23 protein-coding genes and 2 pseudogenes are annotated in these 23,867 nt (G+C 41.8%); 11 read left to right on the top strand and 14 right to left on the bottom strand.

Translation table 11 applies throughout. From position 1 onward, the window contains the following. Positions 1–75: 75 nt before the first annotated feature. A pseudogene (locus NSQ99_RS20595) lies at positions 76–221 on the bottom strand (GTP 3',8-cyclase MoaA); the annotation flags it as partial. A gap of 99 nt (positions 222–320) precedes the next feature. Between NSQ99_RS20595 and NSQ99_RS20590 the strand changes: the two are divergent. From NSQ99_RS20590 to NSQ99_RS20565, 6 genes and pseudogenes are all read left to right on the top strand, one after another. Next, complete coding sequence (locus tag NSQ99_RS20590; RefSeq protein ID WP_340838916.1) at positions 321–1,067, top strand: molybdenum cofactor biosynthesis protein MoaE; 747 nt, start codon at positions 321–323, stop codon at positions 1,065–1,067. 72 nt (positions 1,068–1,139) lie between these two features. Continuing rightward, on the top strand, positions 1,140–2,177 hold the full coding sequence (locus tag NSQ99_RS20585) for a ThiF family adenylyltransferase (RefSeq protein ID WP_340838915.1): 1,038 nt from the start codon (positions 1,140–1,142) through the stop codon (positions 2,175–2,177). A 131-nt stretch (positions 2,178–2,308) separates the two neighbouring features. After that, positions 2,309–3,388 (top strand): HD-GYP domain-containing protein, encoded by a 1,080-nt coding sequence (locus NSQ99_RS20580; RefSeq protein ID WP_251670258.1) that lies wholly within the window; start codon positions 2,309–2,311, stop codon positions 3,386–3,388. Positions 3,389–3,554: 166 nt separating this feature from the next. Beyond that, a pseudogene (locus NSQ99_RS20575) lies at positions 3,555–4,721 on the top strand (DHA2 family efflux MFS transporter permease subunit); the annotation flags it as partial. A 93-nt stretch (positions 4,722–4,814) separates the two neighbouring features. Further along, complete coding sequence (locus tag NSQ99_RS20570; protein WP_210178541.1) at positions 4,815–5,999, top strand: IS256 family transposase; 1,185 nt, start codon at positions 4,815–4,817, stop codon at positions 5,997–5,999. A gap of 56 nt (positions 6,000–6,055) precedes the next feature. Continuing rightward, the gene (locus NSQ99_RS20565) at positions 6,056–6,388 is read left to right on the top strand and encodes a lincomycin resistance protein LmrB (protein ID WP_445670563.1); all 333 of its coding nucleotides are present in this window, start codon (positions 6,056–6,058) and stop codon (positions 6,386–6,388) included. A 108-nt stretch (positions 6,389–6,496) separates the two neighbouring features. On the opposite strand, the gene NSQ99_RS20560 is transcribed toward NSQ99_RS20565, so the two are convergent. After that, positions 6,497–7,921, bottom strand: coding sequence for an aldehyde dehydrogenase family protein (locus NSQ99_RS20560; RefSeq protein ID WP_251670254.1), 1,425 nt, complete (start codon positions 7,919–7,921; stop codon positions 6,497–6,499). A gap of 85 nt (positions 7,922–8,006) precedes the next feature. Continuing rightward, positions 8,007–8,507 (bottom strand): hypothetical protein, encoded by a 501-nt coding sequence (locus NSQ99_RS20555; protein ID WP_251670252.1) that lies wholly within the window; start codon positions 8,505–8,507, stop codon positions 8,007–8,009. A 203-nt stretch (positions 8,508–8,710) separates the two neighbouring features. On the opposite strand from NSQ99_RS20555, the gene NSQ99_RS20550 reads away from it, so the two are divergent. Together NSQ99_RS20550 and NSQ99_RS20545 are read left to right on the top strand one after the other, a co-directional pair. Continuing rightward, on the top strand, positions 8,711–9,565 hold the full coding sequence (locus NSQ99_RS20550) for a manganese catalase family protein (RefSeq protein WP_340838914.1): 855 nt from the start codon (positions 8,711–8,713) through the stop codon (positions 9,563–9,565). A 31-nt stretch (positions 9,566–9,596) separates the two neighbouring features. After that, positions 9,597–10,115 (top strand): DUF3231 family protein, encoded by a 519-nt coding sequence (locus NSQ99_RS20545; RefSeq protein WP_340838913.1) that lies wholly within the window; start codon positions 9,597–9,599, stop codon positions 10,113–10,115. Between the two features lie 107 nt (positions 10,116–10,222). Here NSQ99_RS20545 and NSQ99_RS20540 read toward each other — a convergent pair whose 3' ends face one another. The 7 genes from NSQ99_RS20540 to NSQ99_RS20510 form a co-directional block, all read right to left on the bottom strand. Further along, on the bottom strand, positions 10,223–10,906 hold the full coding sequence (locus NSQ99_RS20540) for a YjjG family noncanonical pyrimidine nucleotidase (protein WP_340838912.1): 684 nt from the start codon (positions 10,904–10,906) through the stop codon (positions 10,223–10,225). Between the two features lie 91 nt (positions 10,907–10,997). Beyond that, the gene (sufB, locus tag NSQ99_RS20535) at positions 10,998–12,395 is read right to left on the bottom strand and encodes a Fe-S cluster assembly protein SufB (RefSeq protein WP_251670245.1); all 1,398 of its coding nucleotides are present in this window, start codon (positions 12,393–12,395) and stop codon (positions 10,998–11,000) included. A 39-nt stretch (positions 12,396–12,434) separates the two neighbouring features. Then, a complete protein-coding gene (sufU, locus tag NSQ99_RS20530) occupies positions 12,435–12,860 on the bottom strand; it encodes a Fe-S cluster assembly sulfur transfer protein SufU (RefSeq protein ID WP_251670243.1) in 426 nt (141 codons plus the stop codon). Then, complete coding sequence (locus NSQ99_RS20525) at positions 12,847–14,073, bottom strand: cysteine desulfurase (protein WP_251670241.1); 1,227 nt, start codon at positions 14,071–14,073, stop codon at positions 12,847–12,849. The genes sufU and NSQ99_RS20525 overlap by 14 nt, the downstream gene beginning before the upstream one ends. Next, a complete protein-coding gene (gene sufD, locus NSQ99_RS20520) occupies positions 14,070–15,377 on the bottom strand; it encodes a Fe-S cluster assembly protein SufD (RefSeq protein WP_340838911.1) in 1,308 nt (435 codons plus the stop codon). Before sufD ends, NSQ99_RS20525 begins: the two co-directional genes overlap by 4 nt. 22 nt (positions 15,378–15,399) lie before the next feature. After that, entirely contained in the window at positions 15,400–16,179 is a 780-nt protein-coding gene (gene sufC / locus NSQ99_RS20515; RefSeq protein WP_251670237.1) for a Fe-S cluster assembly ATPase SufC, read from the bottom strand. Positions 16,180–16,318: 139 nt separating this feature from the next. Beyond that, positions 16,319–16,894, bottom strand: coding sequence for a DUF1802 family protein (locus tag NSQ99_RS20510; protein WP_340838910.1), 576 nt, complete (start codon positions 16,892–16,894; stop codon positions 16,319–16,321). A 168-nt stretch (positions 16,895–17,062) separates the two neighbouring features. On the opposite strand from NSQ99_RS20510, the gene mtnK reads away from it, so the two are divergent. Next, a complete protein-coding gene (mtnK, locus tag NSQ99_RS20505; RefSeq protein ID WP_340838909.1) occupies positions 17,063–18,274 on the top strand; it encodes an S-methyl-5-thioribose kinase in 1,212 nt (403 codons plus the stop codon). A 26-nt stretch (positions 18,275–18,300) separates the two neighbouring features. After that, complete coding sequence (mtnA, locus tag NSQ99_RS20500; RefSeq protein WP_340838908.1) at positions 18,301–19,356, top strand: S-methyl-5-thioribose-1-phosphate isomerase; 1,056 nt, start codon at positions 18,301–18,303, stop codon at positions 19,354–19,356. Between the two features lie 127 nt (positions 19,357–19,483). Here mtnA and NSQ99_RS20495 read toward each other — a convergent pair whose 3' ends face one another. Further along, positions 19,484–19,789 (bottom strand): YunC family protein, encoded by a 306-nt coding sequence (locus NSQ99_RS20495; RefSeq protein WP_251670232.1) that lies wholly within the window; start codon positions 19,787–19,789, stop codon positions 19,484–19,486. 187 nt (positions 19,790–19,976) lie between these two features. Continuing rightward, positions 19,977–20,696: a stalk domain-containing protein gene (locus NSQ99_RS20490; RefSeq protein WP_340838907.1), complete on the bottom strand. Its 720-nt coding sequence runs from the start codon at positions 20,694–20,696 to the stop codon at positions 19,977–19,979. Between the two features lie 208 nt (positions 20,697–20,904). On the opposite strand from NSQ99_RS20490, the gene NSQ99_RS20485 reads away from it, so the two are divergent. Continuing rightward, entirely contained in the window at positions 20,905–21,408 is a 504-nt protein-coding gene (locus tag NSQ99_RS20485; RefSeq protein WP_251670227.1) for a hypothetical protein, read from the top strand. 79 nt (positions 21,409–21,487) lie between these two features. Here NSQ99_RS20485 and NSQ99_RS20480 read toward each other — a convergent pair whose 3' ends face one another. Both NSQ99_RS20480 and NSQ99_RS20475 read right to left on the bottom strand, forming a co-directional pair. Further along, entirely contained in the window at positions 21,488–23,335 is a 1,848-nt protein-coding gene (locus NSQ99_RS20480; protein WP_340838906.1) for a putative bifunctional diguanylate cyclase/phosphodiesterase, read from the bottom strand. A 123-nt stretch (positions 23,336–23,458) separates the two neighbouring features. Then, a complete protein-coding gene (locus NSQ99_RS20475; RefSeq protein WP_251670220.1) occupies positions 23,459–23,839 on the bottom strand; it encodes a DUF423 domain-containing protein in 381 nt (126 codons plus the stop codon). Positions 23,840–23,867 lie beyond the last annotated feature (28 nt).

The following is a 23,867-nucleotide window of genomic DNA, read 5'->3' as shown; positions in this document are numbered from 1 at the left end:
ACGCCGACTTGTTGGTGTGTGGCTTAGTACGCCATATTTAAGCTATGCAGCCATCTCATGATCTGGCTTTACGTCCATTTCATTATAGGAAAGAAGTGTTTCTGACGCAGCGAATTCCATACCTTCTTCCTGCATGCAGTATAGGCATCGTAAATTACAACTGTTACTGATAGTCGCAAATAATTATGTACTCTGCCAAATGAATCCTTAAGTTGCCGCATGCTGTTACTTCCCTTCTTTGCTACTCTTAAGAATAACATTTTTCCTTCAACTATGGTATGCTAATACTACTTAAGATTACAATTATAAGTAGGTAGATTATGACATACATATGGAAAATTCAACTTTTCGCTGGACTTGCACAGCGTTTTGAAAAACCTAGCATTACACTTGAACTGGCACAAAGCGAGCTTACTGCTAAAGAATTAAAGCAATATTTAATAGAACAATATCCTGAGCAGCAACGTGTTCTAAAGAGCTGCTACGTTGCTGCTAATCAGGCCTATTGCCGTGACGAGCAATCCGTAAAGGCAAGCGACGAGCTGGCGCTTCTGCCACCTGTCTCTGGTGGACAAAGCGAAGCTAGCTCGAAGGCTTCTGAGGAGACTGGGAATACTTCTGACAAATTCGTTATAACAGAGCGACCAATACAAGTCGAAGAAGTAATGAACAAAGTCATCACGCCTGCATGTGGTGCCACGTTGCTTTTTGTTGGAACGACACGTGAATTTACAGAAGGACTGCGTACCGTTTTCCTTGAATATGAGGCTTATATTCCGATGGCTATTAAAACGATGCGGCAGATCGGAGACGAAATCGCCGAGCGCTGGAAGGATGCCGATACTGCGATAACTCATCGGATTGGTCAGGTTGGTCTGGCAGAAATTAGTGTTGTCATTGCTGTCGCAACTGCTAGACGAGCGGATTGCTACGAAGCAAGCCGTTATGCGATTGAACGGTTAAAGCAAATCGTTCCTATCTGGAAGAAGGAAATATGGGAAGATGGCTCAGAATGGAAAGGACATCAGCTTGGTCCTTGGGATCCAACTGCTCCTGTTAAAAACTAAACATGTTAGCCTTCTAAACCACCGAAAACAACATGTTCTGACCACAAATTATGAATAAAAGGAAAGAAGTATATGAAGTTTGATCCGACGCTTCGCTATGCAAAGCAAATAAAAGCATATTCGATTGGCTCCACTGGACAGGACAAGCTTGCTACAGCTTCCTGTGCTGTTATTGGCATGGGTGCACTCGGATCCGCAATAGCCGACCTGCTCGTAAGAGCAGGAATCGGCTATTTGCGCATCATTGATCGTGACTTTGTAGAAATTAGCAATTTACATCGCCAGTCGCTCTATAATGAACAGGATGCCGAGCAGTTTATGCCTAAAGCTATAGCAGCTGCTCATGCTCTGCGCCGTGTAAATTCTTCAATAACTATTGATCCTATTATTGCAGATGTACATGCTGGCAATATTGAGCAGCTTCTTGATGGTATAGATTTCATCGTTGATGGCAGCGACAATTTCACCATTCGCTATCTAATAAATGATTATAGTGTTTCCTATAATAAGCCATGGGTATACGGTGCTGTCGTAGGTACAAGCGGCTCCACAGCAACCTTTATTCCGCAGCATACTCCATGCTTTCGTTGCTTATTCCCTGAGCCACCAGAGCTCGGCGCAGTAGATACATGTGATACAGCTGGAGTACTGGGTCCGATCGTGCATATGATTGCATCCATCCAGGCTGCTGAAATTATGAAGCTAGCGACTGGTCAACAGAAGCAATGCAATTCAGCACTGTTACAGCTGGATTGCTGGAGCCTGCAGCAATTGAGCCTTGATATCTCACATGCAAAAAATGAGCAATGTCCATGCTGCTCCCAAGGTAGTCGAGATTGGCTAAACGAAGCATCTCTTATTCATTCTACTAGCATTTGCGGGCGGCAAACAATACAGCTTACTTTAGCTGAACCATTGCCTTACACATTAGATGAATTCGCTGCTTTATATGAAAAAACCTATGAAACGAAGCGCAATCGCTATCTCGTAAAAATTAAATATTCTGATCAAATCAATCTAATATTGTTCCCTGATCATCGAATTATGATACAAGGGACTGAAGATGTCGAATTTGCAGTAAATATACTGAAGAAATTTGTTGAAATCTAACATTAAATTGGTAATATTAGCAATTAATTATTGAAAGTTAGAATACGGTTTGATAATATAGATCACAAGACTAGTTTGGTTAAAATTACCCTCTTTACCAGTACAAGAAACATAAACAAGCGAGGTGGGCTATGCGTATCCATGTAACAGATATCATCGATAGTGATGTTCTGCGTGAAGATGTTTTTAACAGCTATGGTCTTCATATTTTATCTAAAAACACGGTACTACATAGTAAGGAAATTAGTAAGTTAATTCAGCATTCCATCGAATATATTGAAATACTGGATCGAAGTTCGATCATTAATAGTAGTCTTGAAGATTTAGATATGTTAGAACGCACATTAGAGTCTACAGCTACTCCCAAATGGGTTCCGCATATGAAGCCATTGTATGATTCCGTTGTGCAAAACGTAAAAGAAATGTTCGATAGTGCACGTGAACATAATAAGATCGATACTGATAAAGCAGCTGCCGAGTTTGAGCCTTTAATACAGAATCTAGTGTTGGAACGCGATGTCGTATCGCTGTTGCTGCTATTAAATAACTCTGACAGCTATACTTATCAGCATTCTGTACAGGTTGGCATGCTTTCCTATTACATAGCTAACTGGATTGGACTATCCAATGAGCAATCAACAAAAGTAGGTAATGCGGGTTTCTTGCACGATATCGGTAAATGTAAAATTGATCCGCAAGTGCTTAATAAGCCAGAGAAGCTAACAGCAGAGGAATTCGAGGAAATTAAACGTCATACCCTTTACGGCTATGAAATTATACGCAACTCTACTGGTGATCATGAAACGGCGCTTGGCGCTTTAGATCACCATGAACGAATGAACGGTTCAGGTTATCCACATGGCAAATCAGGTGATGAAATTTCATTGTTCGGTAAAATTATTGCCGTCGCTGATATTTATAGCGCCATGATTTCTTCGCGTGCCTATCAAAAGGAACGTGATCTGCTATTTGTTCTTAAGGAATTATATCGTCTGAGCTTTACCGAATTAGATCCTATCATTACTCACGCATTTATCGCTCATATGATTCCTAACTTTATTGGTAAGCGCGTTCAACTTAACGACGGAAGAACAGGCATGATCGTTATGACTCACCCAACGGAATATTTTAGTCCGCTCATTCAAGTTGACTCCGAGTTTATTGATTTGACACAAGAACGTACACTTGATATAATTCATGTCTACTTCTAACTGTACTGAAAGTGTAAGCAATGACTAATGCCAACACGCATTGTCATTGCTTATTTTTATGCTTTAAATATTTTAGTAATTAAGAAAAAATTATCTAGCCATATGCTAAAGCCTTCAGTATAGTTATAAGTGTTGGCAAAAAGTACTAAATAAAGAGGAGAGAAACATGAATCCAAACACCACACAAACTCATACGTCACAAGTTGATGTAAGCAAGCTAAAAATCATACCGATTTTTATTGCACTTATCGTCGGAGCGTTTGTCTCGTTATTGAATGAGACATTACTTGGTAACGCATTAGCTGTCCTTGTAGAAGATCTACAAGTGAGCTACGCAACCATTCAATGGCTTACAACAGGTTATATGCTTGTCGTGGGTGTGCTTGTACCAGTTACTGCTATTCTGCAACAATGGCTCACATCTCGACAAATGTTTTTAGCATCAATGGTTAGCTTTTTTATAGGTACCGTTATTGCTGCTATAGCGCCAAGCTTTGGAGTTTTACTTATCGGAAGAATTATTCAGGCTTTAGGTACAGGGTTAATGATTCCATTAATGATGAATACGATCCTTGTAATTATTCCACCTGAAAAGCGTGGCGGAGCAATGGGCCTGATAGGGCTTGTTATGACGTTTGCCCCGGCTATTGGACCGACCTTATCAGGTATTATTGTTGATCAGTTGAATTGGCGCTGGTTATTTATAATCGTTATTCCACTGGCTGCAATATCGATTATACTCGGTGCGTTATATATGAAAAACGTAACTGTTGTTACCAAGCCGAAGGTAGATTGGCTATCTATTATCCTATCAACGATTGGTTTCGGCGGTATCGTATACAGCTTTAGTGCTTCAGGGGATTATGGCTGGAGTGATCCTATCGTCTACACCACGATGATTGCTGGTGGATTGTCCCTTCTACTCTTTATCCTACGACAATTGAGAGTGGAAAGCCCTATCCTCGATCTTCGCGCATTCCGTTTTCCTATGTTTTCACTTACCGTTGTCCTGATGTGCGTCGTTATGATGTCTATGTTTTCGACTATGGTTCTGCTGCCGCTATTTTTACAAACAGTATTGCTTGTTACTGCATTCAAATCTGGTCTAATTATGCTGCCTGCTTCCATTCTAAACGGGATTATGGCACCGATAACTGGAAAGTTGTTTGACCGATTCGGTCCTCGCGTCATCATTGTGCCAGGGATCGCTTTGATAGTGTTTGCTATATGGCTATTCACGGGCGTCGGAAGTGACACTACAAGTGCACAAATTATTACTTATCATATTATACTTATGGTTGGTATTGCACTTGCGATGATGCCTAGAGAGTATAAAATATTATGTGTAAATGAATAAATGCAAAAGGAAGACCTTTTCTTGTAGAATTGAGTTACCACACAAAATTCACAGAGAGAGGTCTTCCCTATGAATCATTTTACAACAGATTTAGTCCAAGCTCTAGTTACAAAACAAGATGTGACTGAAATTTTTCGTATTCACCTCGAAAGAGCGATGAATCACTTGTTAACAACCGAGTTAACCGCCTTCCTAGATTACGAAAAGTATGATCGTGCAGGCTTCAATACAGGCAATTCTCGTAACGGCAGCTATACACGTACGCTCCATACGGAATACGGCGATCTGCACCTTCAAATCCCTCGTGATCGTAATGGAGAGTTCAAGCAGCAGACCGTAGCGCCCTACAAGCGATCCAACGACACGTTAGAATCGTTTGTCATTCATATGTTCCAAAAGGGCGTAACCATGACTGAAATCGCTGATCTGATCGAGAAAATGTATGGGCATCATTACACACCACAAACCATATCTAACATGACGCAAGTGATGGTAGAGCATGTTGATGCGTTCCTAAAGCGCCCATTAGCCCAGCGCTATGTCTGTGTCTATTTGGATGCAACCTACATTGCTGTAAAGCGTGAGACTGTTTCGAAAGAAGCCGTTTACCTAGCTGTAGGCATTCGTGAAGACGGTTCTAAGGAGGTGCTTAGCTATGCCATCGCTCCAACTGAGTCTGCCTACGTATGGAAAGAGCTTCTGCAAGACCTTCGAGAAAGAGGCACAGAAGAAGTGCTACTCTTTATTTCTGATGGGTTAAAAGGTATGGTTGATGCCATTTTCGAGGTCTTTCCAAGTGCCAAATACCAAACCTGCTGTGTTCATCTTGCTCGCAATCTTGCTCATAAAGTGCGTGTGTCTGATCGTGCTGAGATCTGTGATGATTTCAAAACAATATACCGCGCAAAGGATGAGCAAGCTGGTCGTGAAGCGCTAGAACGTTTCTGTGATAAGTGGAAAACTGCTTATCCTAAAGCAACGAAAGCTTTAGTGGAGAATCCGTATATCTTCACGTTTTACAGCTTTCCACAGTCGATTTGGAGAAGCATTTACTCTACGAATCTTATTGAATCTTTTAACAAGCAGATCAAGAAATACACGAAACGGAAAGAACAATTTCCTCACGAAGAAGCACTAGAGAAATTTTTAGTTTCACAGTTCGAAGGCTATAACCAACGCTTTGCTACAAGATGTCATATTGGCTTTGACCAAGCTCGTGCAGAACTACAAGCCATGTTCAAAAGCAACACGTAATTCAACTGCTACAAGTAAAGGTTATTTTTATTTACACAAAATTCTTGACGCTACCGATGCCTACTCAAACACATGGTCTGAATCAGCTTACACCAGACTTATATCCACATGGTACAGCAATATTCAGTACTTTAATGCAAGTTGCTGGAGCGATCGGTACAGCATTGTTCATTTCTCGTATGAGTAACAGCGCAGCGGCATTTCTTCAGAACAGTGAGAACCCATTAGATCCAGCACAGCAGCTGCTTGCTTCAATTGAAGGCTTCCGCGCAGCTTTTGCGCTTGGTCTAGTCCTTGGTATTCTAGCATTGCTGCTAGCATTCTTCATTAGAAAAACAGATAGCAAGAAAAGCAATCAACCTGCTGTATCTTCTAACGATCAAGGCTAAGTGATAATACTGCAATCTTATCTATCTGATTCTTGCAATGGAAAGCACCACAATATGAAAAAGGAGCGACTCTCGTAACAAACGAGATCGCTCCTTTTCTTGTTTTCATTAACTACGATTAATGATAATTAGCTTGGTCTCACACATTTCTTCCATTGCATATTTAATCCCTTCGCGCCCGATCCCACTATTTTTCCACCCACCATAGGGCATATGATCTAATCGAAAGGTTGGAATATCATTGATAAGTATTCCGCCTGCTTGTAGCTGATCCCCCGCATGAAGTGCTGCTTCTAGCTGCTTTGTATATATTCCTGCTTGCAAGCCATAGTTGGATTGATTGACTAGCTCAATGGCTTGATCTAAGCTCGATACTCGGTTAATACTTACCAGTGGTGCGAATACCTCTTCCTGCATCACCTTTGCCGTCTCAGGTACACCGACAAGTATCGTAGGCATCATGATTCGATCTTTGGCATATCCGCCAGACATTATTCCTGCACCTTGCTGCAGCGCTTCATGCACCCATGACAAAGAACGCTCAATGGCAGCAGAGTTAATCATAGCCGACACATCAGTGGCTAGATCAAGCGGATCTCCGATAACAAGCTGCTTCGTACAAGCGACAAATTTTTCGATAAACTCATCAAATATATTCTCCATAACATAAATACGCTGCAAGGAGATGCACACCTGTCCTTGATTCGAAAAAGCACCCGCGACGCAGCGAGCTGCAACCTTATCTAGATCAGTATCTTCATCAATAATTACTGCAGAATTAGATCCAAGCTCCAACGTTACACGCTTTAGACGTGCATTGCTGCGAACCTGCTCACCAACAGCTGGACTTCCAGTGAAGGAAATATAATTTACTCGCTCATCTTTTACGATAAACTCTGCAATATCCTTCCCTCTCGAGCAGACAACATGTAATGCACCTGCGGGTAAGCCAGCTTCATGAAACAGATCCGCAATAAGCAAAGCAGACAATGGCGTCTGCTCTGCAGGCTTTAAAATCACACAATTACCAGCAGCAAAAGCAGGACCAAGCTTATGAGCAACAAGATTCATAGGAAAGTTAAAGGGAGTAATAGCGCCAATAACGCCTACAGGCTCTTTTTTTGTAAAGGCGAGTCGCTGCTCTCCACCTGGCACACTATCCGTTGGTATCATCTCGCCATAGAGTCGCTTCGCTTCCTCTGCAGCAAGCTTAAACGTCGTAGCTGTACGATCTACCTCTATATATGCAGCCTTCAGCGGCTTAGCGGACTCCATGGAAATGATTCGAGCAGCTTCTTCTCGACGGGCGACAAGCTGTTGGCTTACACCTTCAAGAATTACACTTCTGTCATAGGCAGTCATTGAACGCATAGTTTCTTTCGCTAATACAGCAAATTGAATAGCCTCATCCACCTGTGCCTGAGAAGCACAAGCAACAGAAGCAATTTTCTCTCCGGTATATGGTGATAAGAGCTCAATATCCCGCTCATGTCCCTCTGTCCATTGTCCATTTATATAAAGCTTCTGCTTCATCATTACCTCCCTGAGCTTGCATTAGGCTGTCTCTTGATCTATTTATGAAATACGCTGTCATAGCTGCATTGAGCTATCGGATTATTTATGTAAACTCCTTGAGTAGTGCTTGATATTCATCCTCGGACATATAGTTCATAATTCCACTTAGTGCCTCTGCCAGATCATTCGAAACCATACGATTTGCACGAAAATGGCCGGCTGCTTCTTGTTTCGATATAAACTCGACGACCACTGTACCTTCTGACTGACCACCTTCATGACGCACCAAATCAATTGTTCTAATTCCCATTAGCTTTAGCTTACTTAAGGCAAATCTATTCAGCTGCCATGGCGCGACATCAATGAATTTACGCTTCGTCGGATCGTAAAAGCGTATTCCTTTAATGTCGCTTTGATAAACAAGAAAACCTACGATTTTCGTCTTTGCATGCAGCTTATGCAGCAGTGCGATTTCCATTTGCTTATCTCCGTGACTAGGAGATTGCGCTTGGACCGAGGATATCGGTTTAGAAGACATAGTCGTTCTATGATCTGAATCTTTATATATTCTAAACCCTTGCTGATATTGATTTCTGTTGTTCATCTATATCCTCCATCCCATCTCTTCAACCTTATTATTTCTAATTCTATCATATGTAATTCAATAGAATGATACAAGGCATAAAATGCTAATCCTGCTTTTTCATTTCTGAACATACATATTTACGACTCGATTGGATAATTTAATGATGTAATTGATAAAGCGTCAACACTTATCATTAAATAAGCTGAGTAAGGAGCACGATCATGTATTTCTATAAAGAGGATCTAATTAACATGATTGTACCAGATAAACCAGACCCTGCCGCGGCTAAAGTATTACAGGAAGCACTTGGTGGTCAGTTTGGTGAGATGCGTACAATGATGCAGTTCTTTTTTCAGAGCTCTAACTTCAGAGGAAAAGAGAAAAAATATCGTGACTTGCTGCGAGCTGTATTTCTCGAAGAGATCGCTCATGTAGAGCTTGTACAAAACACGATAAACCAATTACTTAACGGAGCAGGTGATTCGGGAGTCGGTAACGCAGGTGTCGATGGCGCGCCACTTGATGAGGCTATTAAAAATGCGAATCCTCATCATTTTATTATGGGCGCACAAAGCTCACTGCCTGTTGATGCTGGAGGTAACCCATGGAACGGCTCCTGGGTATACTGTCACGGCAATCTTGTAGCCGATATGCTGAACAACATCGTATTAGAGTCTACGGGAGTACTCCAAAAATCAAGAATATATGAGATGAGCACAAATAAGGCTTTCCGCGAAACGCTAGGATTCCTTATTGTACGGGATAATGCTCATCAGAACGCATTTGCAAAAGCATTGGAAACGCTTGGTGTAGATTGGGGAAAAATATTCCCTGTACCTAACTATGATATTAACAAGTATCCGGAATGCAGAAAGTTTGTTGATATGGGCTTCCACAATGCATTATTTGATTTCCGTCTAGATCAGCATATGCTCGGAGATATTTTTAACGGACAATCCCCTAGTCGCAATGGTGGGAATTTACAAGTTATGCAGCCACCAGTTGGTTTCCCTGTTCCTCAAATGCCAGAGATGCCAAACGAGCATGCACCAGGGCTATATGATTTAAATAACTAACCATAACATTGTAATAAAGGAGACAACCAATATGGGTATTTTAAGTGGTAATCCAAAAGAACAACCATTACACTACGGAGAGGTTTATACACTATGGATGACCTCTTGGGCTGCTAAGGGTGCAGTTTCCTGCTATCACTTGTACCTCAATCATGCCGGGGACGAGGATTTGAAGAAAATCATTCATGATTTGCTTGATCAATCCAAGCTCGAGATTAAAGAGACCGATGCCATCCTACTTGAAAATGGCATTGCACCACCGCCTACGATGCCAGAACGTCCTTCCGTTGAGCTAGACGATATTCCAATCGGTGCACGCTTTACTGATCCTGAGATCGGAGCTAAGATTGCAGTCGAAACCTCTGCATCGCTAGCTGCGTGCAGTGCTGCGATGGGACAATCGATTCGTGAAGACATTGGTGCATTGTATGGTAAGTACCATGTAACGATGACAGCATTAGGCTTGCGTATTCTAGAAATGAATAAGAACAAGGGCTGGCTACTTCCTCCTCCACTGCATGTGCAAGGCAGTGAAGATGCATCCAAGTAATTTTAATACGCCCTAGCCTGAAAAGGAGAGAAACAGATGTACTGTTCCTCTCCTTTTTGTTCATCGTTGTAACTAAAAATGAATTCAAGAAGCTTAACTCCAAGCCATTACTTCACTATATCTAATAAGCCTTCTAGATGATTAACTTCATAAGTAGGTTTAATCGAAGAGAGATTTTCTACAGCATTAGGATTGAACCAACAGGTGTCAATCCCGTAGTTTAATCCTCCTTGCATATCAGAAGTTAATGAGTCCCCTACCATTAGCACTTTTGCTTTGTTAGTAATCTTCATTTTCTCAAAAGCAACATCAAAGATTCCTGCTTGCGGCTTTTGGAATCCAGTAGCTTCGGATATTAATATATGTTCAAACCGTCCTACTAATGGCGATTTATTAATTCTTGAAATCTGTACATCAGTAAAACCATTTGTAATAGCAGCTAATCGTTTATGTGAAAGCTCTTTAATGACTTTCTCAGCGCCTTGAACGAGATGTGTTTGTTCTCCAAGAAACTTTAAGTAATCTTGATTAAATGTAACGTCATCTAATTCAAGCTCATGTTCTACAAATAATCTTCTAAACCTCTCAGAGCCTAACTTTGAAAGGCTTATTAACCCGTTTTCTAGGTCCCTCCACAGCACCTTACTAATACTACGGTAACTTTTCTCATATTGCTCAATGTCATTGAGCTTGTATTGCTCAAACACCTTACTAAAGGCTGCTTGCTGTGCACTCCTAAAATCGAAAAGGGTATCATCTAGATCAAAAAATATAATATCATAGCTTTTCATTTTATCCCCACAACTTTCTAAGCTTATGCAAAAACAGAAGGAGACGAACTTTGAAGTTCGTCTCCCACATTTAAGCTATTATCGTTACTTATTAACCGATAGAGCCTTCCATCTCGAATTTGATGAGACGGTTCATCTCAACTGCATATTCCATAGGAAGCTCCTTTGTGAATGGCTCGATAAAGCCCATAACGATCATTTGCGTCGCTTCATCTTCAGTAAGTCCACGGCTCATCAGGTAGAATAGCTGATCTTCAGAAACCTTGGATACAGTAGCTTCATGCTCCAATATAATGTTGTCATTTAAGATTTCATTATATGGAATTGTATCGGAAGTAGATTCATTATCAAGAATCAACGTATCACATTTGATGTTTGATTTTGCTCCGTCGGAATTACGTCCAAAGTGAGCAAGTCCACGATACGATACTTTACCGCCATGCTTCGAGATCGATTTAGATACGATAGTAGAGCTTGTATCTGGAGCTAGGTGAGTCATTTTCGCACCTGCATCCTGTAATTGACCTTTACCAGCAACAGCGATGGATAGAACCGTACCTTTCGCACCACGACCGCGAAGGACAACGGCTGGATATTTCATCGTAAGCTTAGAGCCGATGTTTCCATCTACCCATTCCATCGATGCATTCTCGTCAGCAACCGCACGCTTCGTTACAAGGTTGTAGATGTTTGGTGCCCAGTTCTGAATCGTTGTATAACGAATTTTTGAATCCTTCAAGCAGATAATCTCAACGACTGCAGAGTGCAAGGAATTCGTGCTATATACAGGAGCTGTACAGCCCTCTACATAGTGCACAGATGCGCCTTCATCTGCAATAATAAGCGTACGCTCGAACTGACCCATGTTTTCAGAGTTAATACGGAAATACGCCTGCAACGGAATTTCACATTGTACACCCTTAGGTACGTAGATGAAGCTTCCGCCAGACCAAACTGCTGAGTTTAGTGCAGCGAATTTATTGTCGCTTGGAGGAACAATCGTTCCAAAATATTGTTTGAAAATTTCAGGATGCTCACGTAGCGCAGTGTCCGTATCCGTGAAGATAACGCCCTGCTTCTCAAGATCCTCTTGCATGCTGTGGTATACAACCTCAGATTCGTACTGAGCGGATACACCAGCTAGAAACTTTTGCTCTGCTTCAGGAATACCTAGCTTATCAAACGTTTCTTTAATTTCTTGAGGAACTTCCTCCCACGTTTTCCCTTGCTTTTCAGAAGGTTTAACGTAGTATTGAATATCGTTGAAATCTAGCTCACTCAAATCTCCGCCCCATGTTGGCATCGGCATTTTGTTAAATTGCTCAAGAGATTTCAAACGGAACTCGAGCATCCATTCTGGCTCGTTCTTCATCGAAGAAATCGTGCGTACAACTTCTTCCGTAAGACCTTTACCTGATTGGAAAATCGCTTTATGCTCATCACGGAAGCCATATTTGTACTCACCTAAATCCGGCATCGACTTTGCCATGATCTGTCACACTCCTTTTTTGACTGCCTTATTTATACGTTAATGCTTTTGCGGCTCTATCCCTTTTTTCAAGGCGTTCCACGCAAGTGTAGCACATTTAATGCGTGCTGGAAATTTGTTAACACCTGATAGAGCTTCAATATCCTCTAGTTCGTCAAACTCAACTTCTTCACCCTGCATAAGCGAGGAGAAACGTTCTGCGAGTGATAGCGCCTCTTCAAACGTGCGTCCCTTAACCGCCTCCGTCATCATTGACGCAGAGCTCATGCTGATTGAGCAGCCTTCGCCTGTAAAACGAGCATTTGTAACGACACCATTTTCCACCTGCAGCTGCAGCGAGATGCGGTCACCGCAGGTTGGGTTATTAAGCTGGACCGATACGGACTCGTCTTCCAGTTCCCCACGATTACGAGGGTTTTTATAATGATCCATGATGACACGTCGATACAAATCATTCAATTCCATAGCCGAAGAACTCCTTTGTTTGAATAAGTGCATCGGCTAACTGATCAATTTCATCCGTTGTATTATATATATAAAAGCTTGCTCTTGCCGTTGCAGATACATTCAACCAACGCATTAACGGCTGGCAGCAATGATGCCCTGCACGAATGGCAATACCTTTTGTATCTAATACGGTAGCAACATCATGTGGATGCACATCTTCAAGATTAAAAGTAACTAAACCTGCACGTTCTTTCTTTGGACCATAGATCGTCAAGCCGTCTATCGAGGACAATACTTCAGAAGCATAGACTGCTAAATGCTTTACATGCTCCTCGATTGCGTCCATTCCAATCTCCTCAAGAAAATCGATAGCTGCACCTAGACCAACGGCACCTGCAATAATCGGAGTTCCCCCTTCAAAACGATAAGGAACATCTTTCCATGTAGATTCATACAATTCTACAAAGTCGATCATTTCACCGCCGAATTCAATCGGCTCCATATTTTGAAGCAGCTCCATGCGTCCGTATAACGCGCCAATGCCCGTAGGACCGCACATCTTATGCCCTGAGAATGCATAGAAGTCAATGTCCAGCTCCTGCACATCGATCTTCAAATGAGGAGTGCTCTGCGCTCCGTCCACGACCATTATTGCACCATTGCGATGAGCAATTTCGGTAATGGCCTTGATCGGATTCATAATACCGAGCACATTGGATACATACGTCATTGAAACGACCTTTGTCTTCGGTGTAATAACTGACTCTGCATCTGCAAGATCAATCGTTCCATCCGGTTGAAGCGGAATATATTTCAATGTCGCACCCGTTGCCTTTGCTACCTGCTGCCAAGGAATGAGATTACTGTGATGCTCCATAGGAGTAATCACGATCTCGTCACCTTCACGGCATACTTCACGCGCATAGCTTGATGCAACAAGATTTAACGCTGTTGTCGTACCTCTTGTGAACACAATTTGCTCTGGAGATGGCGCATTAATAAATCTGGCTACCTTCTCACGAGCTCCCTCATATGCGTCAGTTGCACGAGATCCTAAGGAATGGACACCTCGATGCACATTAGCATGGTCAAGCTCATAATAGTTTCTCACCGCATCAATGACGGAACGCGGCTTCTGAGAAGATGCCGCGCTGTCAAGATAAACAAGCGGGTGCCCATTTATCTCTTGATGCAATATCGGAAATTGTTCCCGTATCGCATTTATATTCATCCCTCAAGCTTCCTTTCAAGAAGTCGATTCAACTGGTCTCGAACAGCTTCTACTGGCACCTCAGAAACGACAGGCGCCAAGAATCCGTGAATGATTAAACGTTCAGCGTCTGGTTTTGTAATACCACGAGACATTAGATAGTAAACCTGCTCAGGGTTAACCTGACCAACACTCGCCGCGTGACCTGCAGTTACATCATCCTCATCGATAAGTAGAATTGGATTGGCGTCACCGCGTGCTTTAGAGCTAAGCATCAATACTTTCTCAGCTTGAACACCGTTAGCTTTCGTTGCTCCGTGTTCAATCTTAGTAACACCATTGATGATCGCAGAAGCTGAATCACGCATAACCGCACGTGTAATCATATTACTGTCTGAGCTCTTACCAAAATGAACGGCTTGTGTTGTAAGACTCATTTGTTGTTTATGTTGGCCAACACTGATAACTTTTGTATCCGAAGTTGAGCCATGACCAACTAGGACAGACTTCGTATCAGATACGGTGTTTCCATCATTCAAGTCACCGATGATCCATTCGATACGGCCATCACGGTCAACAACCGCACGGCGAAGCGATAGATCAACTCCACTTTCACCTAGAGAGTGAACGGAACCAAAGCGTACTTGTGCGCCTGGCTTAACAAACACTTCAACAAGTGAAGGATGTGTAAACGCCTCTGTTACAGCATCTTTAACGGTTACTGTAGAATCTACATACGTAACACGGCTATTATCCTCAGCAACAATCAAAATATGCGGAGCAAACGTTGCTTCAGCTTTATCATTATAAAGAACTGCCTGTAGAGGAAGTTCAACCTCGACGTTTTTAGGAACGTATACAAATACTCCGCCGTTCCATAGTGCAGCGTTTAGTGCTGTTAATTTATCCTCATCAAACTTAATTGCTTGGAACAAATACTTCTCGACAAGCTCGCTATGCTCTTTAACCGCTGTTTCAAGGTCCGTAAAAATAACACCTTTGTCAGCTAGCTCACTAGAAAGCTTTGACCATACAGCACCAGTATTCTTTTGCACTAGCAAGTTTTCAGTACCTTCAGCAATGAGCTCTTGAACTGTTTGTGGAAGCTCACTAATGGAGCTTACTACTGCTGTTGCTTCATATTGACCAACCGCCGTTAAATTCCAGCGTTCAATTTTAACCTTTTCAGGCTTTGGCCACGGCAGTGTTGCTGTTAGCTCAGCTGCTTGACCACGTAGCGCTACAAGCCAATTTGGCTCACCTTTACTTCTCGCTAGCGCCTCCGTAGATTGACGATCGGTCGGAGTTGTTAATTGTGTACTCATTTACTATTGCCTCCTTCTCCGATTAGGCCTGGCCAACCGTTTCATCAGTAATACCTAGTTCTTCTTTAACCCAATCATAGCCTTCTTTTTCAAGACGTTGTGCAAGCTCAGGGCCACCAGATTTAACGATGCGACCTTGCATCATTACGTGTACATGGTCAGGTGTAATATAGTCAAGTAGACGTTGATAGTGCGTAATAATTAGGAATCCGCGTTCCTCTGAGCGCATAGCGTTAACACCTTCAGCTACAATACGCAATGCGTCGATGTCTAGACCAGAGTCAATCTCGTCAAGAATAACGAGCTTAGGATCTAGAAGCATCATTTGAAGAATTTCATTACGTTTCTTCTCACCACCAGAGAAGCCTTCGTTCAAGTAACGATGTGCAAACTCAGGGTTCATCTCAAGCTCTTTCATCTTACCTTCCATTTGACGGATGAATTTGATAAGAGAAATTTCATTGCCTTCCTCACGGCGTGCATTAATCGCAGAGCGTAGGAAGTCAGAGTTTGTTACACCAGGAATTTCAGATGGATACTGCATCGCAAGGAACATGCCTGCACGAGCGCGCTCATCCACTTCCATCTCAAGTACGTCTTCTCCGTCAAGTGATACGGAACCGCCTGTAACTTCGTACTTAGGGTGACCCATTAGTGCAGAGGCTAACGTAGATTTACCTGTTCCGTTCGGCCCCATGATGGCATGGATCTCGCCGCCTTTTATTTCAAGGTTAATTCCTTTAAGAATTTCTTTTCCTTCGATTTCGGCTTTTAGGCCATCGATGACAAATTTCGTCGACATAATATACTATCCCTCCACGGTTATCTACATCTTTATATGTTGATTCTCAATGATTCTCAATAATTATTATAATTTAGTTTTAGTTATAAATCAATCATAAACGACTTTATTGCAGCTTTTACAAGCTTTTCACCGTTATTTATGTCAATGCAAGCTTCAGTTCTTTATATTTAATGGAAAATTGCTCATCCGTCAGTACTGGCTCATATTGCAGCTCTGGAAGTGATTCCTCAATGTTTACCCAAGATCTGCATCCACGATATGCGTCCTGCATTGCCGTAGTTACTGGCTCCATTAAACGGTAAACCCGCAGCACAATTAAATGCAATGGCTCGGTTTTCTTCCATTTAAGTCTTTCCTCCGCAAACTGAGCTGTCCAAATATGAAGATTAGAGACTGCCTTTAGCTTGTCCATATCATGGATTAAAATATCCTCCACTGCTTCTGCGTAGCCCTCAAGCTTCATCTCCGATTGATCTGGTGACCAACCCTTCATCGTATCTGGAATGCGCCCTTGATATGCGGGCTTTAACAGATGCTCCTTTTGGTGCTCATATGCCGGCATCAGATAGAACTGATGGGAGCTTAACGCAAAGTGCTTTGTTTCCTCGCTTATGCCACCCTTACGAAGTACAAAGATCAGTTCTCCTTTTAATAAGGAATCAACTGTAACTGCCCATTCTTTAAATGCGACTGGATTCGCTTGTTGAATCATCCCATCATCTCCTTCACATTTTCGCATTGTCCCGGTTGCAATATGTGAAATACATATTATTCCGATAAATTTTAATGGAATTGGTAAATTTGATATTCCATGCGATGTCATAATCTATTATACTATACTTTATGGTGTAAGAACGATAATGATTTGGAGGTGGACGATATGTCAACATATCATCCTTTGACGGAACAAGAGGCCATAGAAATTGCACGCAATCTAGACCAGTTTTTTCCTAGCAACGCCTCTTTAAGCTGCAAGGAAATCGGAGACGGTAATCTGAATCTTGTTTTTCATATAATAGATTCAACAAGTGGTAAAAGCTTAATTATGAAGCAGGCTCTCCCTTATGCAAAAGTCGTTGGAGATTCATGGCCGCTAACCTTAGATCGTGCTCGTATTGAGAGTGAAAAGCTAATTCTCGAAGGCAAGCTAGCACCAGGCTTAGTGCCGCAAGTTTACAAATATGATCCAGAGCTCTCTCTTACGATTATGGAGGATCTGAGCGATCACATGATTATGCGCAAGGGGTTAATCGAAGGTAACGAATATCCACACTTCGCTGATCATATCTCTACCTTTTTAGCAAACACGTTATTCTACACTTCGGATCTTGGGATGAACCAGCAGGATAAGAAGCTGCAAGTAAAAAACTTTATTAATCCTGATCTATGTAAAATTACTGAAGATCTTATCTTCGATGATCCGTACACCGTTTCATCTAACAACAATTATGAACCTGCGATCGAGGACGCAGCCGCTGCACTTCGCGCAAACGATGACCTGCATCTAGAAATAGCGATATTGCGCGAAAAGTTTTTAACACAGGCTCAAGCGCTGCTACACGGCGATCTGCACACAGGCAGTATATTTATTAAAGAGAATTCTACGAAAGTCATCGACCCAGAATTCGCATATTACGGACCAATGGGATATGATATTGGTGCGGTTTTTGCAAATCTTCTATTGAATTATGCTGGACAAGAGTATTGGATGAAGGATGCAGCTGCCCGCGAAGCTTTCCGCAACAATCTACTTCAGACGATTATTTCGATTTGGAACCAATTCAACGATAAGTTCCTAGCTTTATGGGAAACGCATGGCGTGGACAGAATGGCTAATGAAGCCAAGGGCTATAAGGAATACTATATGAAGAAGGTTCTTCAGGATACGGTTGGCTATACTGGCGCAAAAATGGTGCGTCGAATTGTAGGACTTGCTCATGTAGTAGACATCGATGGTATTGAAGATGCTGCGATCCGTAATTCTGCACAACGATTAGCACTAGCAATAGGTACAGAGCTTATTGTTCGTAATCGATCCATCGATACGATTGAAGAGCTTATAGAGCTTGTTAAAAAACAACTAGAGAGATAGATCTCAAGGAGAAAGGAATTAGATAAATGAATGAAACCTATGTAGGCTTGGAATCCGTTAAGTGGAGCAATGGACAAATTGACCTGCTCGACCAACGTTTGCTTCCTGAAGAAATTGTATATTTACCGCTAGTAACGAAAGAGGATGTATGGGAAGCGATACGTCATCTTAAAGTTCGAGGAGCACCCGCTATTGGGATCGCTGCCGCTTACGGCGTTGTCGTGGCGAGCCAAGCAGCTGAAAGCTTAGAGCAGTGGAAACAGCTTGTTGTCGAGTCTGCAGAATATCTTGCAACTTCTCGTCCAACGGCTGTAAACCTGTTCTGGGCACTAGATCGCATGAAAGCTGCTGCTGAGCAAATTGTGGTGCAAGGCTTCTCACTAGAGGACAGCAAAAAAGCACTTGAGGCCGAAGCGATTGCTATTCAACAGCAGGATGAAGAGACAAACCGCGCAATTGGTGAATATGCACTTTCCTTGTTCAAGGAAGATATGGGTGTTCTAACACACTGTAATGCAGGTGGACTAGCGACGGCAAAATACGGAACCGCACTAGCACCATTCTATCTAGCGAAAGAGCGCGGCATGAAGCTTCGTGTATTCGCAGATGAGACACGTCCAGTTCTACAAGGTGCACGCCTAACAGCGTTCGAGCTTCATCAAGCAGGCATCGATGTTACGCTTATCTGTGACAATATGGCTGGTATGGTCATGTCTAAAGGTTGGGTTGATGCAGTCATTGTTGGGACCGATCGCGTAGCGGCAAATGGTGACGTAGCTAATAAGATTGGAACATACAGCGTTGCTGTGCTTGCAAAAGCTCATGGTATTCCATTCTATGTTGCATGCCCGCTTTCTACGATTGACCTTAACACGCCTACAGGTGCGGAAATTCCGATTGAAGAGCGTCCAGATGAGGAAATTACTGAAGGCTTTGGCAAGCGTACTGCGCCGCAAGGCGTTAAAGTATTCAACCCTGCCTTCGATATTACGCCTAATGAATATGTTGCAGGGATTATTACGGAAAAAGGCATTGTTACAGCTCCTTACGAAGAAAACCTACGTAAGCTGTTCGAGCAATAACACCATATGATATGCGGAGATGCCAAGCTTATATGAGCTTGGCATCTTTTTCATGCTTCAACCATCGCGGACGTTACTGTATCAAGCTATCTTCTGATAGTTATGCGTAATAACCACTCCGCTCTCACTAAATCATTCGCTCTAAAGCGTCTATCCCTTTCATACCTACATGAATGCCTAGTCGCTCAGCTTCTTCTGTTACCGACTCGAGCGGTGCATGCATAAGCTCATCCAGCGTTCTTACCCCCACTGCTCTGCCTGCAATAATTTTGCGATCCTTAAGCTTACTATTCAGCAGAGCTACATCAAGCGCTCCGCACATAATATACCCTTTATCCGACGATATCGATAATAGTGATGTTTTAGGCAGCTTCACCTCTGTTCCAATAACTGTGGCACCACTTGGTAAAGAGAACGGTATCATTTTAATCATCTGCTGTTCACCTCATATCGAATGTTATATACTTATACACGATATGCATAAACAGAGTGATTGTGTACCAGTGTTCACAATGTCAGTTATACAAATAGCTTTTTATAAGCGCAAAAGGATGTCATTCTTTCGAATGACACCCTTTCTTGTTTACTTATTTTTGATATGACAGCAGTATGGTTAGAGTTTACTTCTCATAGATAATGTAGCTATCATCCCATAAGATGTAGCCTGTGCCATCTGAGCCAGCTTCGGCTTTAAAATTAAACGTAAACTTCGTCTCACCATTAGCGACAACGGTTATATCTGATTTCGTAGAATCATTTGCGATATCACCAATTGCGTAGGTCTGTTTATCGGTAGTTCGTATGGAATATTCAGCACCGCCATCTTTTTTCGTATCCTTATAGCCGAGCGTTAGCTTTAATTCTTTTACGCCTTTAGGAAACTCTAGCGTAACCGAATAGCCTGCACTATTCACGCCTTTTACAATATAAGCCGCATCATACTGAACGCCGCCAACAAGCAGAACTTCTTCATCTCTCGTAATTCCAGCGGTGTAGCCTGCAGTCATCTTTACATTTTTCTCAGAGAACTTCTCTTGAACTTCTCTAACTACCTTTTCCTTCAATTCAACGAGCTGCTTCTCTTGGTTCCACACAACTTCCATACCCGTTGCCTCAGCAACAGATCTTAATGGTAAGTATGTTGTGTTGTTATATGTAATAGGCGCAAGTTTTTTTCCTTTTGAATCGACTGGAGTCCATGAACTACCCTTTAATTTAAAAGTAATCGCGTGATTCAAATTCGCTTGAATCTTCTCAAAGTTTGACGCTGCATACGTTGCACCTGATGCCACAAGCAGCATGGTCGCAATAATACCTGTCTTCACCAATTTTTTCTTCATTATGATTCCTCCTTATGGTTTGCTTTCGCTTCTCGAATTCACACGGTTCTGATTATAACGTTAAAACATATGAAAAGACCAAGAATTTTACAAAAATGAGCATTTTATACTATTATTTAAATAATTTCATGCTTTGCATTGGGGCTTTAGAAATAGATTTTTTCATGGTATAGTAGGAATATCTTAATACGCGGGGGAAATGAATGAGATGAGCAAATCATCGTATGTTTACAATGTACAGCTATTGATAGAGGATGAGCATCATGCGTCCGCGTTAGCTCAGTTACTAAATAAATTAAACGCAGCAAACTTCATTGATTATAAAATCTTATCCGGCATCGAGCTCGGACAAGAATTAGATGCCAGAATAGCTAATGCAGGTTCCAAGGCTACAATTCCTATCCAGCAGCAAGATACAAATGGTAAAGCTGTTTCCAGCCCCACAAAATCTACTGCTACAAATGATTCTGACAAGAAAAAAGATTCTAAAGAGGATTCCTACTCTCACAGCTTAGATATATTCCATCAATTTAAGAGTAAAAATAAGCTTATACGTCTAATTGTTAATCGTGGATTGGGGATAAAATCAAGCATTCCTTGTCGTGTCATTAACGTCAGTGAACAGGAATCGATCATTACGGTGTACCATGTTGATGAAAAACAAGTTTATACATTTAGACTGAACGAAATCGAGGACTATATCGAGTCTTAGAATTACACTATTTATTCTTAGATTACTAAAAAATAGAGGCTGAACCGATTGTATCAATATCGGCTCAGCCTCTTTTAATTTAAGCAGAATATAATAGCTTTTGGAATTGTTCACTTGGAACGGGAGGACTTTTTAGATAGCCCTGCATCTCATCACATTGAAGTGATCGTAAAAACTCAAGCTGTTCATTCGTTTCAACACCTTCAGCAATAACCTGTAAATTGAGCTTATGGGCCATTGCGATGATCGCTGATACAATCTCAGCATGACTTTTTTCTTTTAAGATATCCATCACAAATGAACGGTCTATCTTCAAACGATTGATTGGAAGTGATTTTAGATAATGGAATGAGCTATAGCCTGTCCCAAAATCATCCACACTAATACCAACCCCTAAATTACTAATTGCCACTAATGTGCGGTTCATCTCATTAATATCTATACTCATAGATTCTGTAATTTCAATATCTAAATATTCAGGAGGCAAGCCGCTTTCCTCTAGTATTTTTGAGATTTGCAGCGACATATCATTTCTAACAAATTGCCTAATGGAGAGGTTAACAGCTACTGGTACTATCGGCAGCCCAGCATCTAGCCACTCCTTGTTTTGACGACACGCCTCACGTATAACCCATTCACCAATCGGGACAATTAGACCGCTCTCTTCCGCTAGCGGAATAAAGTGGAGAGGCGATAACAGCCCTTTTGTCGGATGATTCCACCGAATGAGTGCTTCCACACCTACGATTTTACCCTGCACCACATCATATTGAGGCTGATAGTATAATTCAAACTCATGCTTTTGAATAGCCCGGTGAATTTCATGCTGAAGCTTCAATCGCTCATAGGATGAATTATTCCATTCCTCGGAATAGATTAATATCGGGTCGCTAGCTGTTTCTTTCACTTTTACAAGTGCCATATCTGCTTTTTTGAATAAGGAATAGCCATCGTCATCCGGATCAATATTGACTGCTATCCCCATACTTGCGCTCATATGTACAGGAACACCCTTTATATCATATGGCTCGCTAATAGCATCCAAAATATGCTGCGCTCGTTCCAATAGCTGGTCAATATGCTCTAAATGATTAAGCAGCAATGCAAAGGAATCTCCCTCCATTCTTGCAACAAAATCATGCTCAGACAGCAATCGATTCAGACGATCGGCCATCTGAAGCAGCATAAGATCTGCATACTCACGACCAAAGGAGGCATTAATTAGCTTGAAATTATCAAGATCAATATAACAAACACCAAGCATAAAATGGTCTTCCTTCGCTCGTAGAAGCCATTCATCAAAGCGAATTTGAAACAAGGTGCGGTTAGGTAGCCCTGTCATATCGTCATAATAGGCCATATAGCGAATTCTTTCTAGATTCCGCTTATGATCGCTTAGATCATGACTGATTAATAACGATCCGATTACCCTGCCGTCCTTAATGACTGGCTCACAGCTGACGTGGAGCTCAAGTGGAAAGGACGAACGATGCAGCGCATGTATGTTTATAGATTCGATTTTTCCGGCACGAACTTGCTCTAATGAGCTAGCTAGTGCTTCTTGACTAGATTGCTCTATCATATCCATAATAGGCACGCCGAGGAGCTCTTGACGCTCTTCATAGCCAAGCATATTGGCAGTTGTATCATTTAGCTCGACAATTTTCCCCTCATGGTTAATTAGAGCGAGTGCTACCGCATCAGATTGAAACAATGTATCTACGATTGATTCATGAATGTTTTTTGTAGATGCAATCTTTCTAGAACGTAGTAACAGTACTATAGCAGTAATAACTAGAAGTAATCCAACAGTGCCTAGAATAACGCGGTACATAAATGATTGTACGATAAATAACGCAATTAACATCCAAGCAAGGGATAAGACGATAAGAAAACCTGCTACAATCGTAGGCCCAAAACCATACATTTGATTTCGCTTGAACAACTCTAATCCCTCGATTCATCATGCCAAAGATTTTAATCCACGATTAAAAATGTCACCTTAAACACAATTATAATCGAAATATGTCATTTGTCATAGAAAAAAATGTTATCTTGCTTTAAATTTTAAGACACCGCTGCAAACCATGATCCAGCCACCGATCATTAATACACCGCCAATTGGGGTAATCGCACCTAGAATGGTTATTCCTGTCAATGCCATAATGTATAAACTTCCACTAAAGATGCAGGTTCCAATCGTAATTAGGAGGGCACCGATTGACAGACTCTTCCCTTCTGTCACGATCGTAGAAGCTAAAGCAATTAACATTATTCCTAGTGAGCTGTACATTTGATATCTTACGCCTGTCTCGAAATTTTGCAGCATGCGTTCCGATACCAGTTCTTTAAGCCCATGTGCTCCAAAAGCCCCAAGCGCTATCGCCAGTGCAGCACCAAGCACACCAATTGCAAAGTACTTTCTAAACATAGTCATCCATCCTTTGTTTGTAGTATAA

Source organism: Paenibacillus sp. FSL W7-1287 (assembly GCF_038004245.1).
Taxonomy (GTDB): Bacteria; Bacillota; Bacilli; order Paenibacillales; family Paenibacillaceae; genus Pristimantibacillus; species Pristimantibacillus camelliae.
Note: the sequence above shows the minus strand (reverse complement) of the source record. Positions and strands in the feature narration are given on the sequence as shown.

What these genes read in the sequence shown, in the direction of transcription:
- NSQ99_RS20590 (WP_340838916.1), top strand. Translation starts at nt 321, where the DNA reads ATGACATACATATGGAAAATTCAACTTTTCGCTGGACTTGCACAGCGT.
- NSQ99_RS20585 (WP_340838915.1), top strand. Translation starts at nt 1,140, where the DNA reads ATGAAGTTTGATCCGACGCTTCGCTATGCAAAGCAAATAAAAGCATAT.
- NSQ99_RS20580 (WP_251670258.1), top strand. Translation starts at nt 2,309, where the DNA reads ATGCGTATCCATGTAACAGATATCATCGATAGTGATGTTCTGCGTGAA.
- NSQ99_RS20570 (WP_210178541.1), top strand. Translation starts at nt 4,815, where the DNA reads ATGAATCATTTTACAACAGATTTAGTCCAAGCTCTAGTTACAAAACAA.
- NSQ99_RS20565 (WP_445670563.1), top strand. Translation starts at nt 6,056, where the DNA reads ATGCCTACTCAAACACATGGTCTGAATCAGCTTACACCAGACTTATAT.
- NSQ99_RS20560 (WP_251670254.1), bottom strand. Translation starts at nt 7,921, where the DNA reads ATGAAGCAGAAGCTTTATATAAATGGACAATGGACAGAGGGACATGAG.
- NSQ99_RS20555 (WP_251670252.1), bottom strand. Translation starts at nt 8,507, where the DNA reads ATGAACAACAGAAATCAATATCAGCAAGGGTTTAGAATATATAAAGAT.
- NSQ99_RS20550 (WP_340838914.1), top strand. Translation starts at nt 8,711, where the DNA reads ATGTATTTCTATAAAGAGGATCTAATTAACATGATTGTACCAGATAAA.
- NSQ99_RS20545 (WP_340838913.1), top strand. Translation starts at nt 9,597, where the DNA reads ATGGGTATTTTAAGTGGTAATCCAAAAGAACAACCATTACACTACGGA.
- NSQ99_RS20540 (WP_340838912.1), bottom strand. Translation starts at nt 10,906, where the DNA reads ATGAAAAGCTATGATATTATATTTTTTGATCTAGATGATACCCTTTTC.
- sufB (WP_251670245.1), bottom strand. Translation starts at nt 12,395, where the DNA reads ATGGCAAAGTCGATGCCGGATTTAGGTGAGTACAAATATGGCTTCCGT.
- sufU (WP_251670243.1), bottom strand. Translation starts at nt 12,860, where the DNA reads ATGGAATTGAATGATTTGTATCGACGTGTCATCATGGATCATTATAAA.
- NSQ99_RS20525 (WP_251670241.1), bottom strand. Translation starts at nt 14,073, where the DNA reads ATGAATATAAATGCGATACGGGAACAATTTCCGATATTGCATCAAGAG.
- sufD (WP_340838911.1), bottom strand. Translation starts at nt 15,377, where the DNA reads ATGAGTACACAATTAACAACTCCGACCGATCGTCAATCTACGGAGGCG.
- sufC (WP_251670237.1), bottom strand. Translation starts at nt 16,179, where the DNA reads ATGTCGACGAAATTTGTCATCGATGGCCTAAAAGCCGAAATCGAAGGA.
- NSQ99_RS20510 (WP_340838910.1), bottom strand. Translation starts at nt 16,894, where the DNA reads ATGATTCAACAAGCGAATCCAGTCGCATTTAAAGAATGGGCAGTTACA.
- mtnK (WP_340838909.1), top strand. Translation starts at nt 17,063, where the DNA reads ATGTCAACATATCATCCTTTGACGGAACAAGAGGCCATAGAAATTGCA.
- mtnA (WP_340838908.1), top strand. Translation starts at nt 18,301, where the DNA reads ATGAATGAAACCTATGTAGGCTTGGAATCCGTTAAGTGGAGCAATGGA.
- NSQ99_RS20495 (WP_251670232.1), bottom strand. Translation starts at nt 19,789, where the DNA reads ATGATTAAAATGATACCGTTCTCTTTACCAAGTGGTGCCACAGTTATT.
- NSQ99_RS20490 (WP_340838907.1), bottom strand. Translation starts at nt 20,696, where the DNA reads ATGAAGAAAAAATTGGTGAAGACAGGTATTATTGCGACCATGCTGCTT.
- NSQ99_RS20485 (WP_251670227.1), top strand. Translation starts at nt 20,905, where the DNA reads ATGAGCAAATCATCGTATGTTTACAATGTACAGCTATTGATAGAGGAT.
- NSQ99_RS20480 (WP_340838906.1), bottom strand. Translation starts at nt 23,335, where the DNA reads ATGTATGGTTTTGGGCCTACGATTGTAGCAGGTTTTCTTATCGTCTTA.
- NSQ99_RS20475 (WP_251670220.1), bottom strand. Translation starts at nt 23,839, where the DNA reads ATGTTTAGAAAGTACTTTGCAATTGGTGTGCTTGGTGCTGCACTGGCG.